We start from the raw sequence: 24,267 nt of genomic DNA on the forward strand, positions 1-24,267 counted from the left end.
GCGCGTGGCCGTGCTCAATCGCTTCAGTCAGATCGGCCGACCGCAGACCGTGCCGGTGGTCGCCGTGGCATGAGTCCGTCCGGGGCTGGGGTCATGCCGTCTGCTCACGGATTTGTGCAACAGAGCCGGCCCAACCAGCGGAGTTCGGCGCTCGGAATGACAAGTCAGTCGCCGGATGGAACCCCAAGTTCTGGGTAGCTTCGTAGGATTGACGCGGCCAGCATGTGGCCGTATCCACTGTCCATCGCCGCTGGAGCCGCATCTGTCGGGCCAGTGCAGCGTTGGGTCAAGGGAGCGTCAGACAATGCTCTTTACAATCACTTTCTACTAGAAGAGAACGCAACATGCCAGTCACCTGACTGATGATGGAAAGTCTGGTGGTTCTCACTAGCATGCTTGGCACCAAATATATAGAGAAATAATCAGTGGAAGTTTTTGAATCCTCATCATGGTCAAGCGACCATTCGCCGTTGATTTCCTTCATCGTTCCGGCCTACAACACCAAGGACTACATAGGTCGTACGCTTGCCGGATTTGAAGGTCATCCTGGTGTGAGCTTCGAATTGATCGTGGTCCATGATGGCGGCACTGACGGGACCCTCCAAAAAGTATTAGGTTGGGCCCGGGAAAACGAGCACATCCCTGTCAAGGTATTGGATCAGCCCAATGCTGGACTTTCGGCCGCACGACACAGCGGACTGCGGGTGGCGCGCGGACAGTACGTCGCCTTCTGTGACAGCGACGATCTCATTGATGTGTCGGTCTACGGGGAAATGGCGAGGATCGCCCGGCAGCGATCTTGCGAGATCTTCCTCTGCCGTGCGGTTGCCTTTGACAACGTATCCGGTTGGAGCCACGATTTTTATGACGGCTCGGTCTTTGAGGAGATTGTCGGGAAAAATGACTACGTGGTCACCAGTTGGGCAAGGCATCCCTCCATTTTCACCCTGGAGCCCAATGCCAACGTTCGCATCATCGCCCGAGAATTCTTCGAGCAGGCAGGGATAAGGTTCGAACCCGGCGCTCATTATGAGGATCTGGGACCGCACGTCAGATCACTCTGCAAGGCCCGGCATGTCGGCTTGCTCAACAAAACGGGCTTCTATTACCGGGTAGGGCGCCATGGCGCCATCACCGGTGAGCAAGGGATGCGGCGCTTTGATGTGCTGCATGGCGCCAAAGAAGCGCTTGACGCATGCGATGAAGAAGGATTGAGCGCCGAGGGGCGGGCTGCCGTCTTGGCACTCATCCTCAGGATGGTGTTTTGGTGTGGCAAAAACGTTCCCTATGCCGCGATCGGCCAGTTCGTGGAGCAATCCATGGCCGTGTTCCATGGGCGGATTTCCCGCGATGTGGTGGCCCAAGGCATGCGGCGCTTTTTCCGTACGCGGCGGCAGGCATTTTTGGCGCTGGCGTACATGGATGGGATGAAAGAATTGATTCAGCTTCGGCTGGAGGAAGGGCGGCTGCTCAAGTGGTCGGTGATTTCGTTTGCTGCCAGAAATCGGAAATTGATCCGCATGGGTTTCAAGCGACTTGGCGCCTGAATTGGTGACTCGCAGGGAAATGCAGAGGAGGTACGATTAAATGTACAGATTCCCAATGATTGAAAAGGCCAAGTCCATCATGCGCGGGGTGGTTGACGAGGCGCAGTTGGATGCAGATGCCTATGCCGTTTTTTCATCTGACGTTGGACCCTATCACCGTCCAGTGTCTGGCGAGACGCAGGCTGTCCTGCTGGGCCTTGGCTCTGGTCTGGATGTCGTGGCCTTTCTGGAAGGGTCTCCGGATTTGAAGGTGACTGTCGTCGAACGCGCCAGTGACTATGTTTCCGGAGTTCTCGACCGGCTGCGTGAGATCTTCCCGGGCCGCGTTGATAATTTTGAGACCTTCGATGAGTTTCTCCAGCGTCATCCAGATGGGCAGGGAGGCCGTAACCTCTTCGTCAAAGTCCGTGGCGGATTTGCTGCTGAATTCTTATCGCGACTGCATCAGATTGAGTCTCGGATCGTCACACTTTGCGGCGAGCTGAGATCTGCGGCCATGGATCCCATGGACCTTTATCGGCGCCTTCGGGACCAGGGAGTCGCGTTCTATCTGAATTTTTCAGACCTTGGGCAGCGTATTTTCACCAGCGAGGCCCCTGCGGAAGTTGAGGTTTCAGTGGTGGTTCCGGTCTACAACGTGGGTCGGTTTGTGGATAACTGCCTAGAGCGCCTTGCGCTGCAGACTTTGCGGCGCCTCGAAGTGTTGGTCATCGATGATGGCTCGCCTGATGACTCTGGCCAAAGGGCAGACGATTGGGCTTCTCGCTTTCCCGGGCGCATCAAGGTCATCCACAAGAAAAACGCTGGGTGTGCTGCCGCCAGAATGACTGGCCTTGAGCATGCGACGGGCGAGTTCGTGGGCTTCGTCGACGGCGATGACTGGGTCGACGTGCACATGTACGAAGACCTCTATCGTTCCGCCGTCCTGCACCATGCCGACATCGCACAGTGCGGGTTCACCCTGGCTTTCGACCATTCGGGCCGGCGTGAGCCGGTGGCAGAGGGATTTCCCGCGCTGACGCGGGGTGGTCATCCGTTCCTCGGGGTGCGGCCCACCATTTGGCGGCGAATCTACCGTCGGAGTTTCCTGAAGAAGAACGGCATTAATTTTCCTGCGCACATACGGCGGTTTGATGATCTGCCGTTCCAATTCTGCGCCTTGGTCCATGCTGGTTTTGTCTCCAGCATTCCGGAGCACTACTATTTTTACCGGCAGGAGCGGCCTGGTCAGGATATTGCCGTTCGTGACGGCAGGTTGTATGTCCACTTTGAGATCTTTGACTGGCTGGATGGCCAGCTTCAGAACTCGCTCACCAGAAAAGTGGAGGAGCAGCTGGTGAAAGTGGAGCTCAGTACCCACATCTGGGCGCTCTCGATCATCGACGAAAAGTTCAGGGCGGAATACCTCAGTCGTGCGAGTGCCCAAATATTCCGTGGCCGGCGACATTTGAGTTGGTGGAAGGTGGCCCGCTTGTGCTTGAAGCGCCCACACGATCAGCGGTCCTGGGGCCGCCGACTGGTGCTGCGCGGACTGCTGGGCGGTCGCGTCGATGTCGCAGGTCAAACGGAAGTTTTAGGTTCTGTTTTGTCGGCTGATGCCAAGAACAGCTGATTCTTTCGTAGGGAATATTTTGGGCGTGTAGATCAAAGGCTGCTCATTTGTTGACTTTCAAGGAAACAGGCCTCAGGCTTCTGGGCTACTTCCGCGCGACGCGTGTGCGCATGCTGAGTGGCATCGGGTTTTTTTTCCTGGCTGCGATGATGGAGCCCCTGGTCCCAGCATTGCTCGGGAAGCTTCTGGATACCGGTTTCAAGGCCGATCTCGGATTTCCCGTCTGGTGGGTTCCTATCATTCTGGTAGGAATGTTCTTGTGCCGGGGGTTGTTCCAGTTCTCAGGGGCCTACCTTTTTACCACCTCCAACGCGCGGGTAGTGATGGATCTGCGCGCGGATATGGTCCGGGCCATGATCAAGGCGGATGCGCCCTTGTATGCCCGGATGGGGCCAGGGGTCATGGCCGCTCGGATCATCAATGATCCGCAGGCCGCAGTGGGATCATTGCAGGGAGCGGTGGTCACGCTGCTGCGGGATGGCACCACGTTCATCGCCCTGGTGGGTTATCTGCTCTACCTGAATTGGTGGTTGACCATGGTTTCCATGGTGACCATGCCCCTGCTGGCGATCGTGGTGCGCATCGTTCAGAAGCGAATCCTCCATGCTGCAGGAAAGAGTTACGAGTCTCAGGTCAGGCTGATCGGCATCACCGACGACATCGCCCGGGCGTGGCGGGTGGTGCGAACCTTCGATGCCGGTGATTTCGAAGTCTCCAGGTTTCTATCTGAGGCAGATAGGCTCCGGCGCGCTGTGGTGAAGAACGGAACAGCGGCCGCCTCGATGACACCCTTGACCCAGTTGGTGGCCAGCCTGGGTGTGTCGGCCATACTCACCATGGCTATCCTGAATGCCCAAGGGGGAGGGGCGACGGTGGGTGAGTTCGTCGGTTTCATCACCGCCTTGCTCATGATTATTTCCCCGCTGCGTCACCTCACAGACGTGTCTCAGCCCATCATCAACGGATTCATCGTGGCGCGTGTCTGCTTTGAGTTCATGGATACGCCTAGTGAGCCTGATGCGGGTGAAGTGGTTCTGGACAGGTCGTCCGTGTCGGGCCACATCGAGTTCGATCGAGTGACCTTGAAGTATCCGGACAGTGAGACGAAGGCGCTTTCCGAGTTATCCCTCAACATCCCCGCCGGCTCCACGGCCGCGTTGGTCGGCGCCTCCGGTGCCGGCAAGACCACCATCGTCAGCACCCTGCTGGGCTTTGCCCAGGCGCAGGAGGGGGCCGTTCGGTTGGATGGCGTGTCCCTGCCCGAGATCCGCAAGCTCTCGCTGCGCCAGCAGTTTGCGGTGGTCTCCCAGGACATCGTCCTCTTCGAGGGCTCGATCGCGGACAACGTGACCTACGCGCTGCCCTTTGACGCCGCCAAGGTGGAATCGTGCCTGCGTGCGGCCAACCTCTGGGACTTTGTGCAGAGCCAGCCCGAGGGGCTGCAGACGGCCGTGGGCACCAACGGCAACCGGCTCTCGGGTGGGCAGCGCCAGCGGCTGGCCATTGCCCGGGCGTTGTACAAGGACGCGCGCATCTGGATCTTTGACGAGGCGACCTCAGCGCTGGACACCGAGTCCGAGCGCATCGTGCAGCAGTCCATCGAGCAGTGGCAGGGCCGCAAGACGCTGATCCTGATCGCCCACCGCCTGAGCACAGTGCGCAACGCCGACTGCATCCACGTGCTCTCGGAAGGGCGGGTGGTGGAGTCGGGCACGCATGAGGTGCTGATGGCCCGCCAGGGCCTGTACGCCGGCATGGTGAACGCCCAGTCCATGGCCTGAGTCCGCGTGGCAGTGGCCCTGGGGCCGGCCCTGCCTGCGCCTACACTTGCGCCCGCGGTGCCGCCCTCAGGGCTCGGGCCCGTTCAGCAAGGCGGCGCCGGACGGCGGATCGGCGCGGCCTGGACCCAGAGGCAAGATGTCCCAGCGCAACCTCATCATCCTGCGGGCCGGCGATGGCTCACTGCACCCCCAATGGCAGGTCGGCGCCACCCCCGATTTCGACCTGTTCATCAGCTACTACGGCAAGCAGGCCGGTCGCCATCAGGCCGACGCGACCTACTACGAGCACCGCCCGGGACCCAAGTGGTCCTGCATCGGCGAGTTGCTGGCGTCCCGGCCCGAACTGCTGGATCGGTACGACGCCTTCTGGTTTCCCGACGACGATCTGGCCGCCGATGCCCACACCCTGAACCGCATGTTTGCGTTGTTTCATGGCTTTGGCCTGGCCCTGGCGCAGCCGGCCCTCACCCAGGACTCCTTCTACAGCTGGGATCTGCTCCTGCAGGACCCCCGCTACGTGTTGCGCCACACCGGGTTTGTGGAGGTCATGGCGCCGATCTTCAGCCGGGCCGCCCTCAAGGCCTGCCTGCCCACCTTCACCGAGAGCCGCAGCGGCTGGGGTCTGGACTTTGTCTGGCCGCAGCTCGCGGCCCGTGGCAGCCAACGGGCGATTGCGGTCATCGACGCCACGCCGGTGCGCCACACGCGGGCGCTGGGCGGCAACCTCTACGCCAACAACCCGGACCTCGATCCCCGCGCCGACCGGGCCGACGTGGTGACCCGCTACCAGGCGCAGCGCGCCATGGTGCTGGCACCCCATACCTGTCACGGGGGGGTGCGCCTTTCCGGCCTGGGTTGGTGGGACGCGTTGAAATGGGCCTGGCGGCGCAAGTACGCGCTGCACCGCATGCGCCAGCGCCGGCGCCAGGGCAAGGCTGAGGGCCTGTGAACCGCCCGGTGGTCTTCCATGTGGTGGCCGGCAGCTTCACCGGGTCCACCCAAGTGGCCGCGCAGCTGGTGCGCGGTGGGCTGGAGGCGGGCCTTTACCAGCCTGTGCTGGTGCTGTCGGTCAAGCCTGGGGATGACCCGAGTCGCTGGCAGGCGTTGCAGGCCCAGGGACTGACCGTGGAGACGGTGCCGGCCCGCAGCCGCTGGGCCACGGTGCGGGCGGTCCGACGGTTGTGTCTGCGCCATCGGCCACAGGTCCTGGTGGCGCATGGTTTTCCCGAGCACCTGTATGCGCGCTGCGCGGGCTGGTGGGCGGGTGTGCCGGTGCTGATGCATGTGGAGCACAACAGCCGCGAGCGCTATAGCCGCTGGCGTCGTGCGCTGGCCCGTTGGCTCGCCGGAAGGACCGCCTGGTCCATCGGCGTGTCGGAGGGTGTCCGCCAGCAGTTGCTGGCCATGGGGCTGGCGCCGGGGCGGACGGTCACCATTGGCAATGGCATCGACCTGACCCGCTTTGGCGCAGCTGCCGGGAGGCCGCTGGCCGAGCGTCAGCCAGGCCTGGTGATGGCGGCACGGCTGGTGCCCCAGAAGGACCATGCCACCCTGCTGCAGGCCTTGCACCTGCTGCGGCGGGATCACGGTCTGGCGCCGCCGACCTGGTTGGTGGGGCAAGGGACGCCGGAGCGTTTGCAGGCCTTGCGTGCCGAGGTGCAGGCCCTGGGCCTGCAGGACCAGGTGCAGGTGCCCGGTCACCATGATGACGTGCCTGCCCTGATGGCCGGGCTGCGCGTAGGTGTGCTGTCCACCCACTATGAGGGCATGCCGCTGACCTTGCTGGAGGCCATGGCTGCCGGCATGGCCGTGGTGGGCAGTGCGGTGCCAGGGGTGCAGGAGCTGTTGCGGGATGGCGTGGATGGCTTGTTGGTGCCTCCCCGTGACCCCGCCGCCCTGGCCGCTGCACTGCACCGGCTGCTGACCGAAGAGGCCTTGGCCCAGCGGCTCGCCACCGCCGCACGCCAACGCGCGTGTGCAGAGTTCTCCTGGACCCGGACGCAGGCCGAATACGACCGTCTCATCCTGCAGTCCCTGGCCCGGCCACCCGCGGGCGGCTGAGGCGCCTGCGGCCAGGGGGCCTCTCCGCCGGGCCGCGGCTCGCGCCGCCCCCGGGGCAACAGGCTCAGCGGAACAGCTCCAGAATGCTGCGCCGCTCGGCCTCGGTGGTGCGCGGCCCGGCCGGCTCGGCGGGCAGCGGGGCGGAGGCTGGCGATGCCGGCAGGCTCAGGCGGTTGACTCCACCCTCCTGCGCCGACTCCACGTACAGCCATTCGCCATTGACGGAGGTGATGCCTTCGGGCGGGGTGTACTCCATCACCGGCTGCTGGCGCAGTGCCACCCCCATGTAGTCGATCCACACCGGCAGCGCCAGGCCACCGCCGGTCTCCCGGTCCCCGAGCTTCTTCGGGGTGTCGAAGCCGATCCAGACCACGGCCACACGGGAGGGCTGGAAGCCCGCGAACCAGGCATCCATCGCATCATTGGTGGTGCCGGTCTTGCCGTACAGGTCGGTGCGCTTGAGCTGCACCGGCGCCTTGGCCGCGGTTCCGGCGCGGGTCACCTCCTGCAGCAGTGTGTTCATGACAAAGGCATTGCGGGCGGGCAGGGTGCGCTGTGCCTCGTCGGGGGCCTGGAAGCGGGCCTGGTAAAGCACCTTGCCGCGGTTGTCGGCGATGCGTGAGATCAGCCCCGGCCGGACCAGGTAGCCCCCGTTGGCAAACACGCCATAGGCGGAGGCGACCTGCAGCGGCGTGACCGATCCCGAGCCCAGCGCCATGGTGAGGTAGGGGTCGTGCTTGTCCCGGTCAAAGCCAAACCGGGTGACCCAGTCGCGGGCGTTCTCCACCCCCACCGACATCAGCAGCCGGATCGACACCATGTTCTTGGACTTGGCCAAGGCGCGTCGCAGGGTGATCGGACCGTCGAACGTGCCGTCGTAGTTCTTGGGCTCCCAGGGCTGGCTGCCGGTACTGCCCGCATCAAAGAACAGGGGGGAGTCGTCCACCACGCTGCTGGGGTTGAATCCCTTCTCGATGGCTGCCGAGTAGATGAAGGGCTTGAAGCTGGAACCCGGCTGCCGCCACGCCTGGGTGACGTGGTTGAACTTGTTGCGGCTGAAGTCAAATCCCCCCACCAGGGCCTTGAGCTCGCCGGTCTGTGGATCCAGTGACACGAGGGCCCCCTCGACTTCGGGCATCTGGATCATGCGCCATTCGCCCTTGGCGTTGCGCATCACCCGCACGATCGAGCCGCGCCTGAGCTGGACCTTGGGGTCGGCCTTGGGGTGCAGCCCCGCGGCGGCGAACTTCAGGGCGTCGCCGGCCAGGGTGACGGATTCACCGTTCTGCAGGGCCAGCGTCAGCCGGCGGGGTTCCACGGTCAGCACGACGGCGGGCCGGAGTTCGTCGCCCTCGGGCCGGTCACTGAGGGCTTCGGCGATCCGGGGGTCCAGGGCGTTGGCGTTCTCCGGCAGTTCCACGTGCGCCTCGGGCCCGCGGAAGGCCTGGCGGGCCTCATAGTCCAGCAGGCCTTTGCGCAGGGCCTTGTAGGCAGCCTGCTGCTCCGCTGCGTCAATGGTCAGCGTCACGTTCAAGCCCCGGGTGTAGGCCTCACCGCCGAAGCTGGCGTGAACCGTTTGCCGGGCCATTTCCGTCACATAGTCCGCCTGTGCGTGGCGATCGGGTGTGGTTCGGTATTTCAGCGTCTGCGCCAAGGCGGTGTCGCGCTGCTCGGGTGTGATGAAACCCTGGTCGTGCATGCGTTCGATGATGTAGCGCTGCCGCACCACCGCCCGCTTGGGGTTGACGATCGGGTTGTAGGCCGAAGGCGCCTTGGGCAGGCCGGCCAGCATCGCGCACTCGGCCACCGACAACTCGCCCAGCCGTTTGCCGAAGTACACCTCGGCGGCAGCCGCAAAACCGTAGGCCCGCTGACCCAGGTAGATCTGGTTCATGTAGATCTCCAGGATGCGCTCCTTGCTGAGCTCGTGCTCGATCTTCAGCGAGAGCATCACCTCAAAGAGCTTGCGGCTGAGGGTCTTCTCGGTGGAGAGGAAGAAGTTGCGGGCCACCTGCATGGTGATGGTGGAAGCACCTTGGCTGCCCGCGGACTCCAGCTGGGCCAGGGCGGCCCGCAAAAGGCCGATGTAGTCCACGCCGTGGTGTTCGTAGAAACGGGCGTCCTCGATGGCCAGCACGGCGTTGATCATGTCCTTGGGGATCGCGGACACCGGCACGAAGGTCCGCCGTTCCTCGCCGAATTCGCCCAGCAGCGTGCCGTCGGCCGCGAAGACCCGCAACGGCAGCCGCGGTTGGTAGTCGGTCAGCGCATCGAGCTCGGGCAACTTGGGGAAGGTGAGCGCAAAGACGAAGGCCCCCACGATGGCCGCCGCCAGCACCCCGCCCAGTGCCAATCCCGACACGGCCAGCAGCGACCGGATGAACAAACGCGTCAAGCGTCTGGCCCAGGAAACGGAGGGGGCCCGGGCAGGGGGGTGGTGGGGTTCGGTCATGAGGACGCGGTGCGGGCAATGAGGAAATGAGTCGCGAAACCAAGGGCTGAAACCTGGTTTTCATCTGCTTACCAAGTCGGCGCAGCAACACGACAGGCGTAGCGAACGTGCCGGCATTTTCCTTGGTTAGTCAATGGTCTTGCTGCTAGCATTCAAGTGTTTTGTCAACTCGGCAACGGGGTTGCTGCCGTCGGAGCCAACGAAGTGGGCCTGTTAGATCGCATTCTTGGCCAGCGCCATCCGCCATTGCTGGGACTGGATATCAGCAGCACGGGTGCCAAGCTGGTGGAGCTGGGTCGTGCCCCGAATGGGGACTATGTGCTGGAACGCATGGCGCTAGAGCCTTTTGAGAAGGGCTGGATCGTCGAGGGGCAGATCGAGAAATTCGACGAGGTGGCCGATGCCGTCCGTCGGGCGGTTTCGCGCTCCGGCACCAAGACCCGCCGGGTGGCCATGGCCATGCCGGCGGCGGCCGTCATCACCAAACGCATCACGCTGCCCGCCGGGCTGCGCGAAGAGGAGATGGAAGTCCAGGTGGAGTCAGAGGCCCATCAGTACATTCCGTTTCCGCTGGATGAGGTGAGTCTTGACTTCTGCGTCATCGGGCCCAACGCGGCCTCGCCCGCCGATGTCGATGTGCTGATCGCGGCCTCCCGGCGCGATCGGGTGCAGGACCGCCAGGGGCTGGCCGAGGCCGCAGGGCTCACGCCGGTCATCCTGGATGTGGAGTCCCACGCCGCGCGTCTGGCCATGAAGCGGCTGAGCGAGGGCAGCCTGGGGTTTGAGCCAGATGCCCTGTTGGCGCTTTTTGAGATCGGCGCCGACAACGCCAGCCTCAAGGTGCTGCGCGGCGACGACATGGTCTATGACCGTGACCAATCTTTTGGTGGTGCCCAGCTCACCCAGCTGATCTCCCGGCAGTACGGGTTTTCCTTTGACGAAGCCGAGCAGAAGAAGATCTCAGGCGACCTCCCCGAGGATTACCAGACCACGCTGCTGATGCCTTTCGTGGAAAGCATGGCCCATGAAATTGGCCGGGCCCTTCAGTATTTCTTCACCAGCACGCCGCACCACCAAGTCAACTGCGTGATGTTGGCCGGCGGCGCGTCCTCGCTGGCGCAGCTGGATGAAAAGGTGGCCGAGGTGACGGGATTCCCGGCCCGGGTGGTCAATCCCTTTGAAGGCATGGTCATCGGATCGGGCGTGCGCGAAGCGCGTTTGCGCCGCGATGCGCCGTCCTTCCTGACGGCTTGCGGGCTGGCGCTGCGGAGGTTCGTCAAGTGATTCTGATCAACCTGCTTCCCCACCGCGAAGCGCGGCGCAAGGAGCGCAAGCGGATGTTCCTGTCGGGCCTGGGCCTGGCGGGGCTGGTGGGCGTCGCCATGACCGTGTTTGCCTTCGGCATCGTCCAGCAGATGATCTCGTCCCAGGAGGGGCGCAACGCTCGCCTGCAGTCGGAGATCGGCAAGCTGGACCAAGACATCAGCAATATCGCGAGCCTGCGCAACGACATCGATGCCCTCAAGGCCCGCCAAAAGGCGGTGGAGGACCTCCAGACCAACCGCAATGCACCCGTCCTGCTGCTCAATGAGCTGGCCCGGCAGACGCCTGAGGGCATCTACCTGACAGGCTTGCGCCAAACGGGCACGCTGGTGGCGCTCACGGGCGTCGCCCAGAGCAACGACCGTGTGTCCGAGTTCCTGCGCAATGTCGGCTACAACTCTGAGATGCTGGAGAAGCCGGAGCTGATCGATGTGAAGGCCGGCAACGTCGGTACAGGCAAGGAAGCCCGGCGCGCGCTGAATTTCTCGATCCGCGTCCGGATCAAGCCGGTGGAGCAGCAAGTCGCGGAAGGCGCCAAGCCAGGCAAGCCTGAGGCGGCCAAGGGCGTGAAGGCCGCTGCCTCGGCGCCCCGTGGAGTGTCCTCATGAAGTCACCCCAACTTCGTCTTCCTCGCGTCGACCTGGCGGCGGTTGCCAGCACGGTGCAGTCGCAGTTCCGTGACCTCAATCCCAAGGAGCCGGGCCAATGGCCCATCGTGCCGAAGGTCGCCGCTTGGGTTGGGGCGGGCCTGGCCACCTTGGCGCTGGGATGGTTCCTGGTGGTGGCCGAGCAGACCCAGGCCCTGGAGGCCGCGGAAGTGCGGGAGCAGAAGCTCAAGACCGAATACCGCGACAAACTGGCCCAGGCCATCAACCTGGAAGCGCTGACCAAGCAGAAGCAGCAGGTCCAGGAATATGTGACCCAACTGGAGAAGCAGCTGCCCGGCAAGGCCGAGATCGACGCGCTCCTGTCCGACATCAACAATGCGGCACGGGACGGCGGCAGCCTGCAGGTCGAGCAGATCACCCCCGGGCAGGTGGTGGTGAAGGATTACTACGCCGAGCTGCCCATTGCCATCAAGGTGGCCGGGCGGTACGACGATCTGGGTCGTTTCGCCTCGAACATCGCGCACCTGTCGCGCATTGTGACCCTTCACGATCTGGTGGTGCAGCCGGCCGCCAAGGATCCGAATGGGGCGCTGGTGATGGAGTCCACGGCCCGAACCTACCGTTACCTCGACCCTGAAGAGGTGGCGCAGGCGCGCAAGGCAGCGGCGGCCAAGGAAAAGGGCAAGGGCAAGGGCAAGCCGGCGCCCAAGGAAGGCAAGAAGTGATGGGCGCCACGTTCCGTTCTCTGGTCCTGGTGGCCGTGCCTGTCCTGCTCGTGGGTTGCGGGTCGGCGGACCAGGACATCCAGACCTGGCTGACCGAACAGCGCAAGCTCGCTCGGCCGCGCATCGAGAAGATCAGCCCTCCACGCCAGTTCGAGCCCTCGGACTACGTGGCCGCGGCGGTGGAGCCGTTCAGCGTGGCCAAGCTGGCCACCGGCGCCCGTGACCGAAGCAGCTCATCCAACGAGCTGGTAGAAGCCGAAAAGCGCAGGCGCAAGGAGGTCCTGGAGTCCTTCCCCCTCGACGGGATGGCCATGGTGGGCCTTGTGCAGCTGCAGCGGGATCGCCAGGCCCTGCTGCGGGTGGAGGGGCGCCTCTACCGCGTGCGCGTCGGGGAGTACCTGGGTCAGAACTTTGGCAAGGTGACCGCCATCTCTGACACCGAGATCAAGGTCCGTGAAATCGTGCAGGACGCTGCCGGGGAATGGGTGGAGCGCGTGGCCACCCTGGAACTGCAGGAGAACCAGAAATGAAATTCAGCATTCCCGTGCAGGGCTTCGGGCGCGCCGCCTGGGGCAAGAAGTGGCTGGCCTGCCTGGCCTTGATGGCCTCCCTTCCGGCTATGGCGCAGAACGCGGTGCTTGGCGTCACCGCCACCCAGCAGCCGCAGGGTGAGTTGATCCGGGTGGAACTGGATCAACCTTTGGCGCAGGTGCCCCAAGGCTTCACCATCCAGACGCCGCCCCGCATCGCCATCGACCTGCCTGGTGTGGTGAACGGCCTGGGACGCGGCAGCGTGGACCTGAACCAAGGCAATGTGCGTGGCGTGAGCTTGGCGCAGGCCGCGGACAGGTCTCGTTTGGTGGTCAACCTCAAGCGTCCGGCCACGTACAAGGTGGAAAGCCAGGGCAAGTACCTGCTGATCGCCTTGGCCACGGCCGAGGCCGCCGAGGCTGCGGGGCGTGCGGAGCACTTTGCCGTGGGGAGCAATGCCGCGCCGGCTTCCCTGCGTGACATTGATTTCCGCAAGGGCAACGACGGTGCCGGTCGCATCGTGGTCGGGCTCCCCAGTGCCCAGGTGGGTGTGGACCTGCGGCAGCAGGGCCAGAGCCTGGTGATCGAGTTTCTCAAGAGCAACTTGCCGGCCCACCTTCGGCGACGCCTGGATGTGACCGACTTCGGCACGCCCGTGCGTTCCATCGTGGCCACCCAGGTGGGTGAGCGGGTACGGCTCACCCTGGAGCAGAACGGCAACTGGGAGCACAGTGCCTACCAAGCCGACAACCAGTTTGTGGTGGAGGTGCGTGCGGTCAAGACCGATCCCAACCGCTTTGCCAATGGGGCCGGCTACCAGGGGGACAAGTTGTCGCTGAACTTCCAGAACATCGAAGTTCGCGCACTGCTCCAAGTCATTGCGGACTTCACCAACTTCAACATCGTGACCAGTGACACCGTCACGGGCAACCTGACCCTGCGCCTCAAAGACGTCCCCTGGGATCAGGCCCTGGACATCATCCTGCAGGCCAAGGGCCTGGGGATGCGCCGTTCCGGGAACGTGATGTGGGTGGCGCCGCGCGAGGAACTGGCCAACAAGGAACAGGTCGACCTGGAGGCGCGCAAGAAGATCTCCGAGCTCGAGCCGCTGCGCACGCAGGCCTTCCAGCTCAACTACACCAAGGCCGAGGAATTGGCCAAGGCGCTGGTGGGCGGTGGGTCGGGTGGCGGTGCCTCCCAGGCCTCCCGCATCCTGTCGTCCCGTGGCTCTGTGCTGTTTGATGCCCGTACCAACCAAATCTTCGTGTCGGACGTGCCCAGCAAGCTGGAAGAAGCCACGATGCTGATCGCCAAGATTGACGTGCCGGTGCGCCAGGTGCTGATCGAGGCCCGCATCGTGGAAGCCGACGACAAGTTCGGGCGGGCCCTGGGCGCCAAGCTGGGCATGACCGACCTGCGTGGTCTGCGTGGAGGCACCCCGGGCGTCAGCGTGGGCAGCAGCAATGTGGCCATCGGTGGCAACTACAACGCCGTGGGCTATCAGACCCTGCAGACCAGCACAGACCCGGGCTACTCCAGCACCCAGTTTGTCAACCTGCCCGCGTCCTCCGGCAGCATTTCCACCTCGCAGGCGGGCACCTTTGCCCTGTCGCTTTTCAAGGCCAGCGCCAACCAGTTCCTGAATCTGGAGCTCTCCGCGCTCGAGGCCGAGGGCAAGGGCAAGATCGTGTCGTCACCGCGTGTGGTGACCGCGGACCAGACCAAGGCGCTGATTGAGCAGGGTGAGCAGATTCCGTACTGGATTTCTTCTTCCAGCGGTGCCACCGCAGTTCAGTTCAAGACCGCTGCCCTGCGTCTTGAGGTGACCCCGCAGATCACGCCCGAAGGCAATGTCACGCTGGACCTGGACGTGAGCAAGGACAGCCGCGGCGAAACCACCACGGCGGGCCCGACCATCAACACCAAGCATGTGCGCACGCAGGTGCTGGTGGAGAACGGCGGCACGGTGGTGATTGGCGGCATCTTCACCCAGGACGAGCGCGAAGACATCAGCAAGATTCCGCTGCTGGGCGACATTCCTTTCCTGGGTCACCTCTTCCGCAACACCGTCCGCTACAACAACCGGACGGAACTGCTGGTGTTCATCACCCCGAAGATCGTGACCGAGCGGTCGGCCGTGCGCTGAGGCATTCAACAAGATTCGTACGGGGCATATAGAGATGCTGAATACCCTCAGAAAAGGTCTGATCGGGTTGGTGGTCGGACTGGCCGCTTTGATCCAGGGATGTGGCGGAGGAGATTCGGGGACCAATCCCTTCGATCCGGGTGACGGCAGCGATTCAGTGTCGATGTCGGTGACCTTGAGCAGTACCACGGTCACCGCAGCGTCACCGGTGACGGTGACGGCCAAGGTGGTCGACAGCGATGGTGACGCGGTCGCGGGCGCCGTGGTCAACTTTTCCTTGAGCAATGAGCTGGCCACCCTGTCGGCCGTTTCCGGCTTGACCAATGGTGCGGGCGAAGCGGTGGTGACCCTGTCGCCCGCGGTCAGCCAGAGTTCCGGTGCTGGCGTCCTGACGGCGACCACCTCGGGCTCGGCCGGCTCCGCCACCTCTTCGGTGGGTTTTCAGCTGACCGCTTCGGGCGCTGAGTTTGTCAGCATCGCCGCCAAGTCTGGTGCTGGGGGCGGGAGCTCGGCCAGCCAGCCGGTGGCGGCCTATGGCCAGACCACCTTGACGGTCAACCTCACTGGCGTGAGCGAACTGGCCCCGGCCACGGTCACCCTGACCTCCACCTGCGTGGTGCTGGGCAAGGCGACCATGTCGCCGCCCAGCGTGACCACCACCACCAACTCCTTCTCTGTGCTCTACACCGACAACGGCTGCGGCGCATCGCTGAAGGATTCGCCCAAGCAGGATCTGGTGACGGCCACCCTGGGCGGCAGTGGCGACCAAGAACAGTTGGCGCTGTTCCTGGAGACGCCCACCTCCAACGCCATCGAGTTCGTCTCGGCCAGCCCGGCCACCATTTACCTCAAGGGTTCTGGCTTGGCCGAGGCCTCGACGGTGGTCTTCAAGGTCAACGACACGGCAGGCACCCCGCTGCCCAACCAGAAGGTGACCTTCACCCTGTCCTCGACCGCCGGGGGCATCACCCTGGAGGACCAGACCTCAGGCACGGTGACCAAGACCACCAATGCCTCGGGCCTGGTCGATGTCCGCGTCAATTCCGGCACCGTGCCCACGCCCGTGGGCATCAAGGCCCAGCTCACCGACAAGCCCAGTGTGTCGATCACCGCCAATGCCCTGGCCATCGGCGTGGGGCTGCCCACGCAGATTGGCTTTGCCATGGCGCCCGGCACGCTCAACATCGAGTGCTACAGCATCAACGGGGTGCAGAACGAGTTTGTGGTTTACGCCGCGGACCGCAGCGGCAACCCGGTGCCCAACGACACCAAGATCTCCTTCTGGGCGGAATCCGGTCAGATCCAGACCAGCGTAGGCATTGCCAAGGACTCCCGTGGCATCGCCGGCGCCACCTCCAACTACGCCTGCCAGACCTCCAACATGCCGCTGGATGGCCGCATCACGGTGGTGGCCTATGCGGTGGGTGAAGAGTCGTTCTTCGACGCCAATGGCAACAACCAGTGGGACACGGGCGAGCCGTTCATGGACATGGGCGATGTCTCCAAGGACATGCTCCACGACAACAGCTATTCGTCCACCCAGGATGAATATGTGTCGCTGGGTCTTTCTGGCTGGAACAAGACCTGCGACACCAGTGCGGCGGCGAGCTATCCCCGCTTTGCCATGTCGGCCGATGTGCCCAACCGCCCGGGCACTTGCGACGGGACGTGGAGCGGCCAGGTGTATGTGCGTCAGGCGGCAGAGATCGTGGCGTCCACCTCCAGCGCGGGCCTGCTCTGGTACCCCAGCAGCTCGGTGTACCAGCACCTTGAAAGTGCGACCTGCGTCCGCCGTCAACTGCAGACCGGACCGGCGACGTCGAGCCTGTCGGACTTCTTTGCCGTGTCGGGCCAGACGTGGTTCGGCGGCGCGGCGGGCACGATCCCCTTCCTGCTGGCTGATGCCAACCCCATCCGGCTCAACCCGATGGCCGCAGGCACGGTGGCCACGGTGTCCGACGCCACGACGGGTCTGACCGTGAAGATCTCGGGTTCCCCGGTGCCCAACACCACCAGCGCCACTTCGCTTGCCGTCTCTTATGAGTTCGGCAAGGACGTTGTGAGCGGGGCCTTCAACCTGTCGGTGACCTCATCGCGCGGTTTGACGACCACCTACCGGATCGGAGTGGCTGTGGGGGCGCCGACCACGCCCGGCTGCTCGTGAGCGTGGTCCTGATCGGGATGCCGGGCTGCGGGAAGTCCACCGTGGGCCGGCATCTGGCCAAGCATCTGGGCTGGTCTTTCGTCGATGCAGACGTGGAGATCGAGCGCGACCTGGGGCACACCATCCGTGAGCACTTCGACCGATTTGGCGAGGTGTCCTTCCGGGATGTGGAGCAACGTGTCCTGGCCCAGTTGCTGGATCGCGGCGACCCGCTCGTGTTGGCCACCGGCGGGGGGGCCGTACTGCGGGAGGCCAACCGCGAGGCCATGCGCGGCAGCGGCCATGTGGTCATCTACCTGTGCGCGGCGCTTGAGGAATTGGTCCGCCGCTTGCGGCAGGACGTCTCGCGGCCACTGCTCCAAGGGGTGGACCCTGCGTTGAGGTTGCGCGAGCTGTTCCGCGTGCGCGATCCCTTGTATCGCGAGACGGCCGGGATGGTGTTGGAGACGGGGCGCAGCACGGTGTCGCAACTGGTGGCGCAGCTCAGTGGCCGGTTGGCGCCCGCGGGCGGCGTGGGTGGGTCTTACACTCCCGCGCATGACTCCCAACACGCACAAGCACCAGGAACCGGCGAAGGTACACATCGCCCTGGGTGAGCGCAGCTACGACGTCTGCATCGGCCAAGATCTGTTGAGTGACCCCCGGGCCTGGGAAGGCCTGCCAGGTGGCACGCTTGGTGTGATCATCACCAACGACACGGTGCGGCCGTTGTACGCCAGCCGTCTGCAGGCACTGCTGGCGACCAGACATCGCAAGGTGCTCGTCATCAGTCTGCCCGATGGCGAGGCCTTCAAAACCCTGGCGAGCTTTGAGCTGGTCATGGACCGGCTTCTGGCCGAGGGTGCCGATCGCAAGACCGTGCTCTATGCCCTGGGCGGCGGCGTGATTGGTGATCTGACGGGTTTTGCGGCCGCCTGCTACATGCGTGGCGTGCCCTTTGTGCAGATTCCGACCACCCTGCTGTCGCAGGTGGACTCGTCGGTGGGCGGCAAGACCGCCGTCAACCATCCGCGCGGCAAGAACATGGTGGGTGCCTTCTACCAGCCGGCGCGCGTGTTCTGCGACCTGGACAGCTTGCGCACGCTGCCGGCCCGGGAGGTCTCTGCCGGCTTGGCCGAAGTCATCAAGTACGGACTGATCACCGACGCCCATTTTTTCCACTGGCTGGAGGAGAACGCGGTGGCGCTGGTGGCCGGCGAAGTGTCTGCGCTTCAGCATGCGGTTCGCCGCTCCTGCGAGATCAAGGCGTGGGTGGTGGGCCAGGACGAGCGGGAATCGGGGCTGCGGGCGATCCTGAACTTCGGACATACCTTCGGCCACGCCATTGAGGCCGGCTTGGGCTTTGGCACCTGGCTCCACGGTGAGGCCGTGGCGGCGGGCATGGTGATGGCCACCGACCTTTCCGCCCGCCTGGGCATGGCCCCGCAGGACCTGCTGCCTCGCCTGCGGACCTTGCTGCGCCGGGTCGGCCTGCCGGATGCAGCCCCCGCGCTGCCTGGTGGCGAGGATGAATATCTGCACCACATGGCGGTGGACAAGAAGGCCGAGGCCGGTGCCATCCGGTACGTGCTGCTGCAGGGGCTGGGCCAGGCCGTGGTCAAGGCCGTGCCCGACGAGCAGGTGCGTCCGACCCTGCGCGCCTGCTTGGCGGCAGCCTGACGTTGGCGGAGTCCGTCTGCGATGGCTCGACAGGCCCGTCTGGCGGTGCCCGGCTTGGCCCATTGCGTGCGCCTGACCGCGTTGGCGGGCCAGCCAGCCTTTCTCGATGATGAGGATTTGACCCGTTTTCGGGCCCACCTGACCGAGGCAGTCCGCAGCCACGGCGTGCAGGTGCACGCCTTCTGCCTGCTGCCGAGCCGGGTGGACCTCTTGCTGCGGCCGGAGAAGGACCAGGGCCTTTCCCTGGCCATCCAGGCCCTGGGCCGGCGCTACGTCGCCTCGTTCAACCTGCGCCACGGCCGCCAGGGCACGCTTTGGGCGGGACGTTTCCGTGCCTGTCCGCTGCAGCCGGGGTCTGCCGAACTGGCGGCTATGGCCTGGGTGGAGAGTGGCGCCGAGCTTCGGGAGCACTTGGCACCGACCTTGCTGCAGAGCCCGGCCTCCAGCGCCATGCACCACCTCGGCGCGCGGCGGGAGCAACTGGTCACCGATCCGCCCGGCTACTGGGCGCTGGGTAACACACCCTTCGAGCGGGAGCTGGCCTATCGGGCGCTCCTGGGGGCCGACTCGGCCGAGGTGGCGCATTGGGCACCGCGGCTTCAAGCCGGGCTGCGGGGCGGGCGTGGTGTAGGCGAGGCGGAATTTGCCTCCACCCTGGAGGTGCAACTGGGCCTGGGGCCCCGTCGCCCCCGAGGACGCCCTCCCAAGGTGCGCCTTTGATGTGTCCCTATTTAATTATGCGTTTCGGGGTTGTGGTTTTTAAATGTTGATCTGACCCCATTTGATTTCTCTTGTGGGGGGGGGAGGGCTTTGGCCTAATACGGGTCTATCCCTAGTCACGTTCCAGGAGTGCGCCATGACCTCGGCTGCATCGGGATCCACGTCCCAACAAGAAGTCCAAGCCCTGGCCGCCCACGGCCTTTACAGCCCGGCCAATGAACATGACGCCTGTGGCGTCGGTTTCGTGGCGCACATCAAGGGCCAGAAGGCGCACTCGATCGTCGAGCAGGGTCTGAAGATCCTGGAGAACCTCGACCACCGCGGTGCGGTGGGGGCTGATGCCTTGATGGGCGACGGCGCCGGCATCCTGATCCAGATCCCGGACGAGTTCTTCCGCGCCGAAATGGCCAAGCAGGGCGTGGAGCTGCCGCCCGCAGGTGAGTACGGCGTGGGCATGATCTTCCTGCCCAAGGAGCATGCTTCCCGTCTGGCCTGCGAGCAGGAGATCGAGCGCGCCATCAAGGCCGAGGGTCAAGTGCTGCTGGGCTGGCGCGAAGTGCCGGTGGACAAGGCCATGCCGATGTCGCCCACCGTGCGCGAGACCGAGCCGATCATCAAGCAGGTGTTCATCGGCCGTGGCGCTGACGTCATCGTGCCGGACGCCCTGGAGCGCAAGCTCTACGTCATCCGCAAGACCGCCTCGGGCGCCATCCTGCGCCTGAAGCTGACGCACAGCAGCGAGTACTACGTGCCCAGCATGTCGTGCCGCACCATCATCTACAAGGGTCTGCTGCTGGCCGATCAGGTGGGCAAGTACTACCTGGACCTGCAGGATCCGCGCTGCGTCTCGGCCCTGGCCCTGGTGCACCAGCGCTTCTCGACCAACACCTTCCCGAAGTGGCCGCTGGCCCACCCCTACCGCATGGTGGCCCACAACGGTGAAATCAACACCGTCAAGGGCAACTTCAACTGGATGCGTGCCCGCGAAGGCGTGATGAAGTCGCCGGTGCTGGGCGATGACCTGCAGAAGCTGTACCCGATCAGCCTGTACGGTCAGTCCGACACCGCGGTGTTCGACAACGCGCTCGAACTGCTGACCATGAGCGGCTACCCGCTCGCCCACGCCGCCATGATGATGATCCCCGAGGCGTGGGAACAGCACGAGATGATGGACGAACGTCGCCGTGCGTTCTACGAGTACCACGCGTCGATGATGGAGCCGTGGGACGGCCCCGCCGCCATGGTGTTCACCGATGGCAAGCAGATCGGTGCGACGCTGGACCGCAACGGCCTGCGCCCGGCGCGCTACATCGTGACGGACGACGATCTGGTCGTGATGGCCTCGGAAACCGGCGTGTTGCCCATCCCCGAGAACAAGGTCGTCAAGAAGTGGCGCCTGCAGCCGGGCAAGATGTTCCTGATCGACTTCGAGCAGGGCCGCATCATTGACGATGAGGAGCTCAAGGCCCAGTACGCCAGCGGCCGCCCCTATCGCCAGTGGATCGACAACGTGCGCGTGCGTCTGGACGACGTGCCGGCCAACGCCTCCGGCCCGGCCGCCTTCAGCGAATCCTTGCTGGATCGCCAGCAGGCTTTCGGCTTCACCCAGGAAGACATCAAGTTCCTGATGGCCCCGATGGCCATCAACGGGGAGGAGGGCATCGGCTCGATGGGCAACGACAGCCCGCTGGCCGTGTTGTCCGACAAGAACAAGCCGCTGTACAACTACTTCAAGCAGTTGTTCGCCCAGGTGACGAACCCGCCGATCGACCCGATCCGCGAAGCCATCGTCATGAGCCTGAACAGCTTCATCGGCCCCAAGCCCAACCTGCTGGACATCAATGCGGTCAACCCGCCGATGCGTCTGGAGGTGGGCCAGCCGGTGCTGGACTTCAAGGGCATGGCCCGCCTGCGCGCCATCGAGGCCTACTCGCACGGCAAGTTCAAGAGCTATGAGCTGAACATCACCTACCCGCTGGCCTGGGGCAAGGAGGGTGTGGAAGCCAAGCTGGCCTCGCTGTGCGCGGAGGCGGTGGACGCCATCAAGGGTGGCCACAACATCCTGATCATCACCGACCGCGCGATGGACCGCGCCAATGTGGCGATCCCGGCCCTGCTGGCCCTGTCGGCCATCCACCACCACCTGGTGCGTGAAGGCCTGCGCACCACTGCCGGTCTGGTGGTGGAAACCGGTTCGGCCCGCGAGGTTCACCACTTTGCGGTGCTGGCCGGCTTCGGTGCCGAAGCCGTGCACCCGTATTTGGCGCTGGAGACCCTGGCGGCCATGCACGCCGAGCTGCCGGCCGACCTGTCCACCGACAAGGCGATCTACAACTACATCAAGGCCATCGGCAAGGGTCTCTCGAAGATCATGTCGAAGATGGGCGTGTCCACCTACATGTCCTACTGTGGCGCCCAATTGTTCGAGGCCATCGGCCTGAACAAGGCCATGGTGGACAAGTACTTCCGTGGCACCGCCACCCAGGTCGAGGGCATCGGCGTGTTTGAGGTTGCCGAGGAAGGCCTGCGCAACCACCGCGCTGCCTTCGGCAATGACCCTGTGCTGGCCACCATGCTGGATGCCGGTGGCGAGTACGCCTGGCGCACCCGCGGCGAAGAGCACATGTGGACGCCGGACGCCATCGCCAAGCTGCAGCACAGCACGCGCTCGGGCAAGTTCGACACCTACAAGGAATACGCCCAGATCATCAACGACCAGAACAAGCGTCACCTGACCCTGCGTGGCCTGTTCGAGTTCAAGATCGATCCGTCCAAGGCCATTCCGCTGGAAGAGGTGGAGCCGGCTGCGGCCATCGTCAAGCGCTTCGCCACCGGCGCCATGTCGCTGGGCTCGATCTCGACCGAGGCCCACAGCACCCTGGCGCTGGCCATGAACCGCATCGGCGGCAAGTCCAACACCGGTGAAGGCGGTGAGGACCCGGCACGCTACCGCAACGAGCTCAAGGGCATCCCCATCAACGCCGGCACCAAGGTGTCTGACGTGATCGGTGCCGAGCAGGTCGAGACCGACTACGAGATGAAGGCCGGCGACAGCCTGCGCTCGAAGATCAAGCAGGTCGCCTCGGGCCGCTTCGGTGTCACCACCGAGTACCTGGTCTCGGCGGACCAGATCCAGATCAAGATGGCCCAGGGCGCCAAGCCGGGTGAGGGCGGTCAGTTGCCGGGCGGCAAGGTGTCCGAGTACATCGGCAAGCTGCGCCACTCCGTGCCGGGTGTGGGCCTCATCAGCCCGCCGCCGCACCACGACATCTATTCGATCGAAGACCTGGCCCAGCTGATCCACGACCTGAAGAACGTGAATCCCAAGGCGGACATCAGCGTGAAGCTGGTGTCGGAGGTTGGCGTGGGCACGGTGGCCGCTGGCGTGGCCAAGTGCAAGGCCGACCACATCGTGATCGCCGGCCACGACGGCGGCACGGGCGCTTCGCCCTGGTCGTCCATCAAGCACTGCGGCACGCCGTGGGAACTCGGCTTGGCCGAAACCCAGCAGACCCTGGTGCTGAACCGTCTGCGCGGCCGTGTGCGCGTGCAGGCCGATGGCCAGATGAAGACTGGCCGCGACGTGGTCATCGCCGCACTGCTGGGCGCTGACGAGGTGGGCTTTGCCACCGCGCCGCTGGTGGTCGAAGGCTGCATCATGATGCGCAAGTGCCACCTGAACACCTGCCCGGTGGGCGTGGCCACCCAGGACCCGGTGCTGCGCAAGAAGTTCTCGGGCAAGCCTGAGCACGTGGTGAACTACTTCTTCTTCGTCGCCGAGGAAGCCCGCCAGATCATGGCGCAGCTGGGCATCCGCACCTTCGACGAGCTGGTGGGTCGTGCCGACCTGCTGGACACCAAGAAGGCCATCAGCCACTGGAAGGCCAAGGGCCTGGACTTCTCCCGTGTGCTGCACGTGCCGGCCGTGCCGACCGATGTGGCCCGCCTGCACCTGGACACCCAGGACCACGGCCTGGGCAAGGCGCTGGACGTCAAGCTGATCGAGAAGAGCCGTGCGGCCATCGAGAAGGGCGAGAAGGTCCAGTTCATGGAGGACGCCCGCAACGTCAACCGCTCCGTGGGTGCCATGCTCTCGGGCGAGCTGATCAAGCACCGTCCGGAAGGCCTGCCTGACCACACCCTGTTCATCCAGATGGAGGGCACCGGCGGCCAGAGCTTTGCTTCCTTCCTGGCGCCGGGCATCACGCTGTACCTGATCGGCGAGGCCAACGACTACACCGGCAAGGGCCTGTCTGGCGGTCGTGTCGTGGTGCGCCCGAGCATCGAGTTCCGTGGCGATTCCACCCGCAACATCATCGTGGGCAACACCGCACTGATGGGCGCCACCAGTGGCGAGGCCTTCTTCCGCGGTGTGGGCGGCGAGCGATTCGGTGTGCGCCTGTCCGGGGCTTCGGCTGTCGTGGAAGGCACGGGCGACCATGGCTGCGAGTACATGACTGGCGGCACCGTCGTGGTGCTGGGCAAGACTGGCCGCAACTTTGCCGCGGGCATGTCCGGCGGCCTGGCCTACGTCTACGACGAGGACGGGCTGTTTGCCAAGCGCTGCAACACCGCCCAGGTGGCTTTGGACAAGGTGCTGACGGCGGCCGAGCAGGAAGCATCGATGGACAAGGCCATTTGGCACCGCGACCAGACCGACGAGGCCCTGCTCAAGAAGATGATCGAGGACCACCACAAGTGGACCGGCTCGCTGCGTGCCCGCGAGATCCTCGACAACTGGGCCGCCTCGCTGCCGAAGTTCGTCAAGGTCTTCCCGCACGAGTACAAGCGCGCGCTCGGTGAGATCAATGCCCGCAAGCAGGCGGCGGACGCCGTCGTCAAGGCCAAGGGTGGCGACAAGAAGGGCAGCAAGGCCGTCGCGGCCAAGTGAGTGACCGGCCGGGTCGCAGAGGCGGTCCGGCTGCCTGAACACGCTGC

The 24,267-nt window shown here is 64.6% G+C and carries 16 protein-coding genes; 15 read left to right on the forward strand and 1 reads right to left on the reverse strand.

The annotated features are described in order from the left end of the window. The first annotated feature begins 470 nt into the window (after positions 1-470). The 5 genes from G3A44_RS14240 to G3A44_RS24115 all read left to right on the forward strand — a co-directional run bounded on the left by G3A44_RS14240 (position 471) and on the right by G3A44_RS24115 (position 7,001). Positions 471-1,547 carry a glycosyltransferase family 2 protein gene (locus tag G3A44_RS14240; RefSeq protein WP_163458200.1) on the forward strand — a complete coding sequence of 359 codons (1,077 nt, stop codon included), beginning with the start codon at positions 471-473 and terminating at the stop codon, positions 1,545-1,547. Positions 1,548-1,587: 40 nt separating this feature from the next. Then, a complete protein-coding gene (locus G3A44_RS14245; protein WP_163458201.1) occupies positions 1,588-3,159 on the forward strand; it encodes a glycosyltransferase in 1,572 nt (523 codons plus the stop codon). Between the two features lie 50 nt (positions 3,160-3,209). Continuing rightward, positions 3,210-4,940, forward strand: coding sequence for an ABC transporter ATP-binding protein (locus G3A44_RS14250; RefSeq protein ID WP_163458202.1), 1,731 nt, complete (start codon positions 3,210-3,212; stop codon positions 4,938-4,940). A gap of 136 nt (positions 4,941-5,076) precedes the next feature. Continuing rightward, complete coding sequence (locus G3A44_RS14255; protein ID WP_163458203.1) at positions 5,077-5,889, forward strand: DUF707 domain-containing protein; 813 nt, start codon at positions 5,077-5,079, stop codon at positions 5,887-5,889. Then, positions 5,886-7,001: a glycosyltransferase gene (locus tag G3A44_RS24115; protein ID WP_163458204.1), complete on the forward strand. Its 1,116-nt coding sequence runs from the start codon at positions 5,886-5,888 to the stop codon at positions 6,999-7,001. Before G3A44_RS14255 ends, G3A44_RS24115 begins: the two co-directional genes overlap by 4 nt. Positions 7,002-7,065: 64 nt before the next feature. Here the strand turns inward: G3A44_RS24115 and G3A44_RS14265 are convergent, their stop codons facing one another. Further along, positions 7,066-9,453 (reverse strand): penicillin-binding protein 1A, encoded by a 2,388-nt coding sequence (locus G3A44_RS14265; protein WP_163458205.1) that lies wholly within the window; start codon positions 9,451-9,453, stop codon positions 7,066-7,068. A gap of 204 nt (positions 9,454-9,657) precedes the next feature. Between G3A44_RS14265 and G3A44_RS14270 the strand changes: the two genes are divergently transcribed. The 10 genes from G3A44_RS14270 (at position 9,658) to G3A44_RS14315 (ending at position 24,220) form a co-directional block, all read left to right on the forward strand. Next, the gene (locus G3A44_RS14270) at positions 9,658-10,737 is read left to right on the forward strand and encodes a pilus assembly protein PilM (protein WP_163458305.1); all 1,080 of its coding nucleotides are present in this window, start codon (positions 9,658-9,660) and stop codon (positions 10,735-10,737) included. After that, positions 10,734-11,384: a PilN domain-containing protein gene (locus G3A44_RS14275; protein ID WP_163458206.1), complete on the forward strand. Its 651-nt coding sequence runs from the start codon at positions 10,734-10,736 to the stop codon at positions 11,382-11,384. Before G3A44_RS14270 ends, G3A44_RS14275 begins: the two co-directional genes overlap by 4 nt. Further along, positions 11,381-12,109 carry a type IV pilus inner membrane component PilO gene (locus G3A44_RS14280; protein ID WP_163458207.1) on the forward strand — a complete coding sequence of 243 codons (729 nt, stop codon included), beginning with the start codon at positions 11,381-11,383 and terminating at the stop codon, positions 12,107-12,109. Before G3A44_RS14275 ends, G3A44_RS14280 begins: the two co-directional genes overlap by 4 nt. A gap of 35 nt (positions 12,110-12,144) precedes the next feature. Beyond that, positions 12,145-12,639 carry a pilus assembly protein PilP gene (locus G3A44_RS14285; protein ID WP_310734380.1) on the forward strand — a complete coding sequence of 165 codons (495 nt, stop codon included), beginning with the start codon at positions 12,145-12,147 and terminating at the stop codon, positions 12,637-12,639. Then, entirely contained in the window at positions 12,636-14,786 is a 2,151-nt protein-coding gene (locus tag G3A44_RS14290; protein ID WP_163458209.1) for a type IV pilus secretin PilQ, read from the forward strand. The genes G3A44_RS14285 and G3A44_RS14290 overlap by 4 nt, the downstream gene beginning before the upstream one ends. Positions 14,787-14,961: 175 nt before the next feature. Continuing rightward, positions 14,962-16,950 carry an Ig-like domain-containing protein gene (locus G3A44_RS14295; protein WP_163458210.1) on the forward strand — a complete coding sequence of 663 codons (1,989 nt, stop codon included), beginning with the start codon at positions 14,962-14,964 and terminating at the stop codon, positions 16,948-16,950. Beyond that, positions 16,947-17,546: a shikimate kinase gene (locus G3A44_RS14300; protein ID WP_310734381.1), complete on the forward strand. Its 600-nt coding sequence runs from the start codon at positions 16,947-16,949 to the stop codon at positions 17,544-17,546. Before G3A44_RS14295 ends, G3A44_RS14300 begins: the two co-directional genes overlap by 4 nt. Further along, positions 17,488-18,609, forward strand: a complete 1,122-nt coding sequence (gene aroB / locus G3A44_RS14305) for a 3-dehydroquinate synthase (RefSeq protein WP_163458211.1) — start codon at positions 17,488-17,490, stop codon at positions 18,607-18,609. The genes G3A44_RS14300 and aroB overlap by 59 nt, the downstream gene beginning before the upstream one ends. Positions 18,610-18,630: 21 nt before the next feature. Further along, the gene (locus G3A44_RS14310) at positions 18,631-19,329 is read left to right on the forward strand and encodes a transposase (RefSeq protein WP_163458212.1); all 699 of its coding nucleotides are present in this window, start codon (positions 18,631-18,633) and stop codon (positions 19,327-19,329) included. Positions 19,330-19,465: 136 nt separating this feature from the next. Then, a complete protein-coding gene (locus tag G3A44_RS14315; RefSeq protein ID WP_163458213.1) occupies positions 19,466-24,220 on the forward strand; it encodes a glutamate synthase-related protein in 4,755 nt (1,584 codons plus the stop codon). Positions 24,221-24,267 lie beyond the last annotated feature (47 nt).

Source organism: Ideonella livida (genome assembly GCF_010499455.1).
Taxonomy (GTDB): Bacteria; Pseudomonadota; Gammaproteobacteria; order Burkholderiales; family Burkholderiaceae_C; genus Ideonella; species Ideonella livida.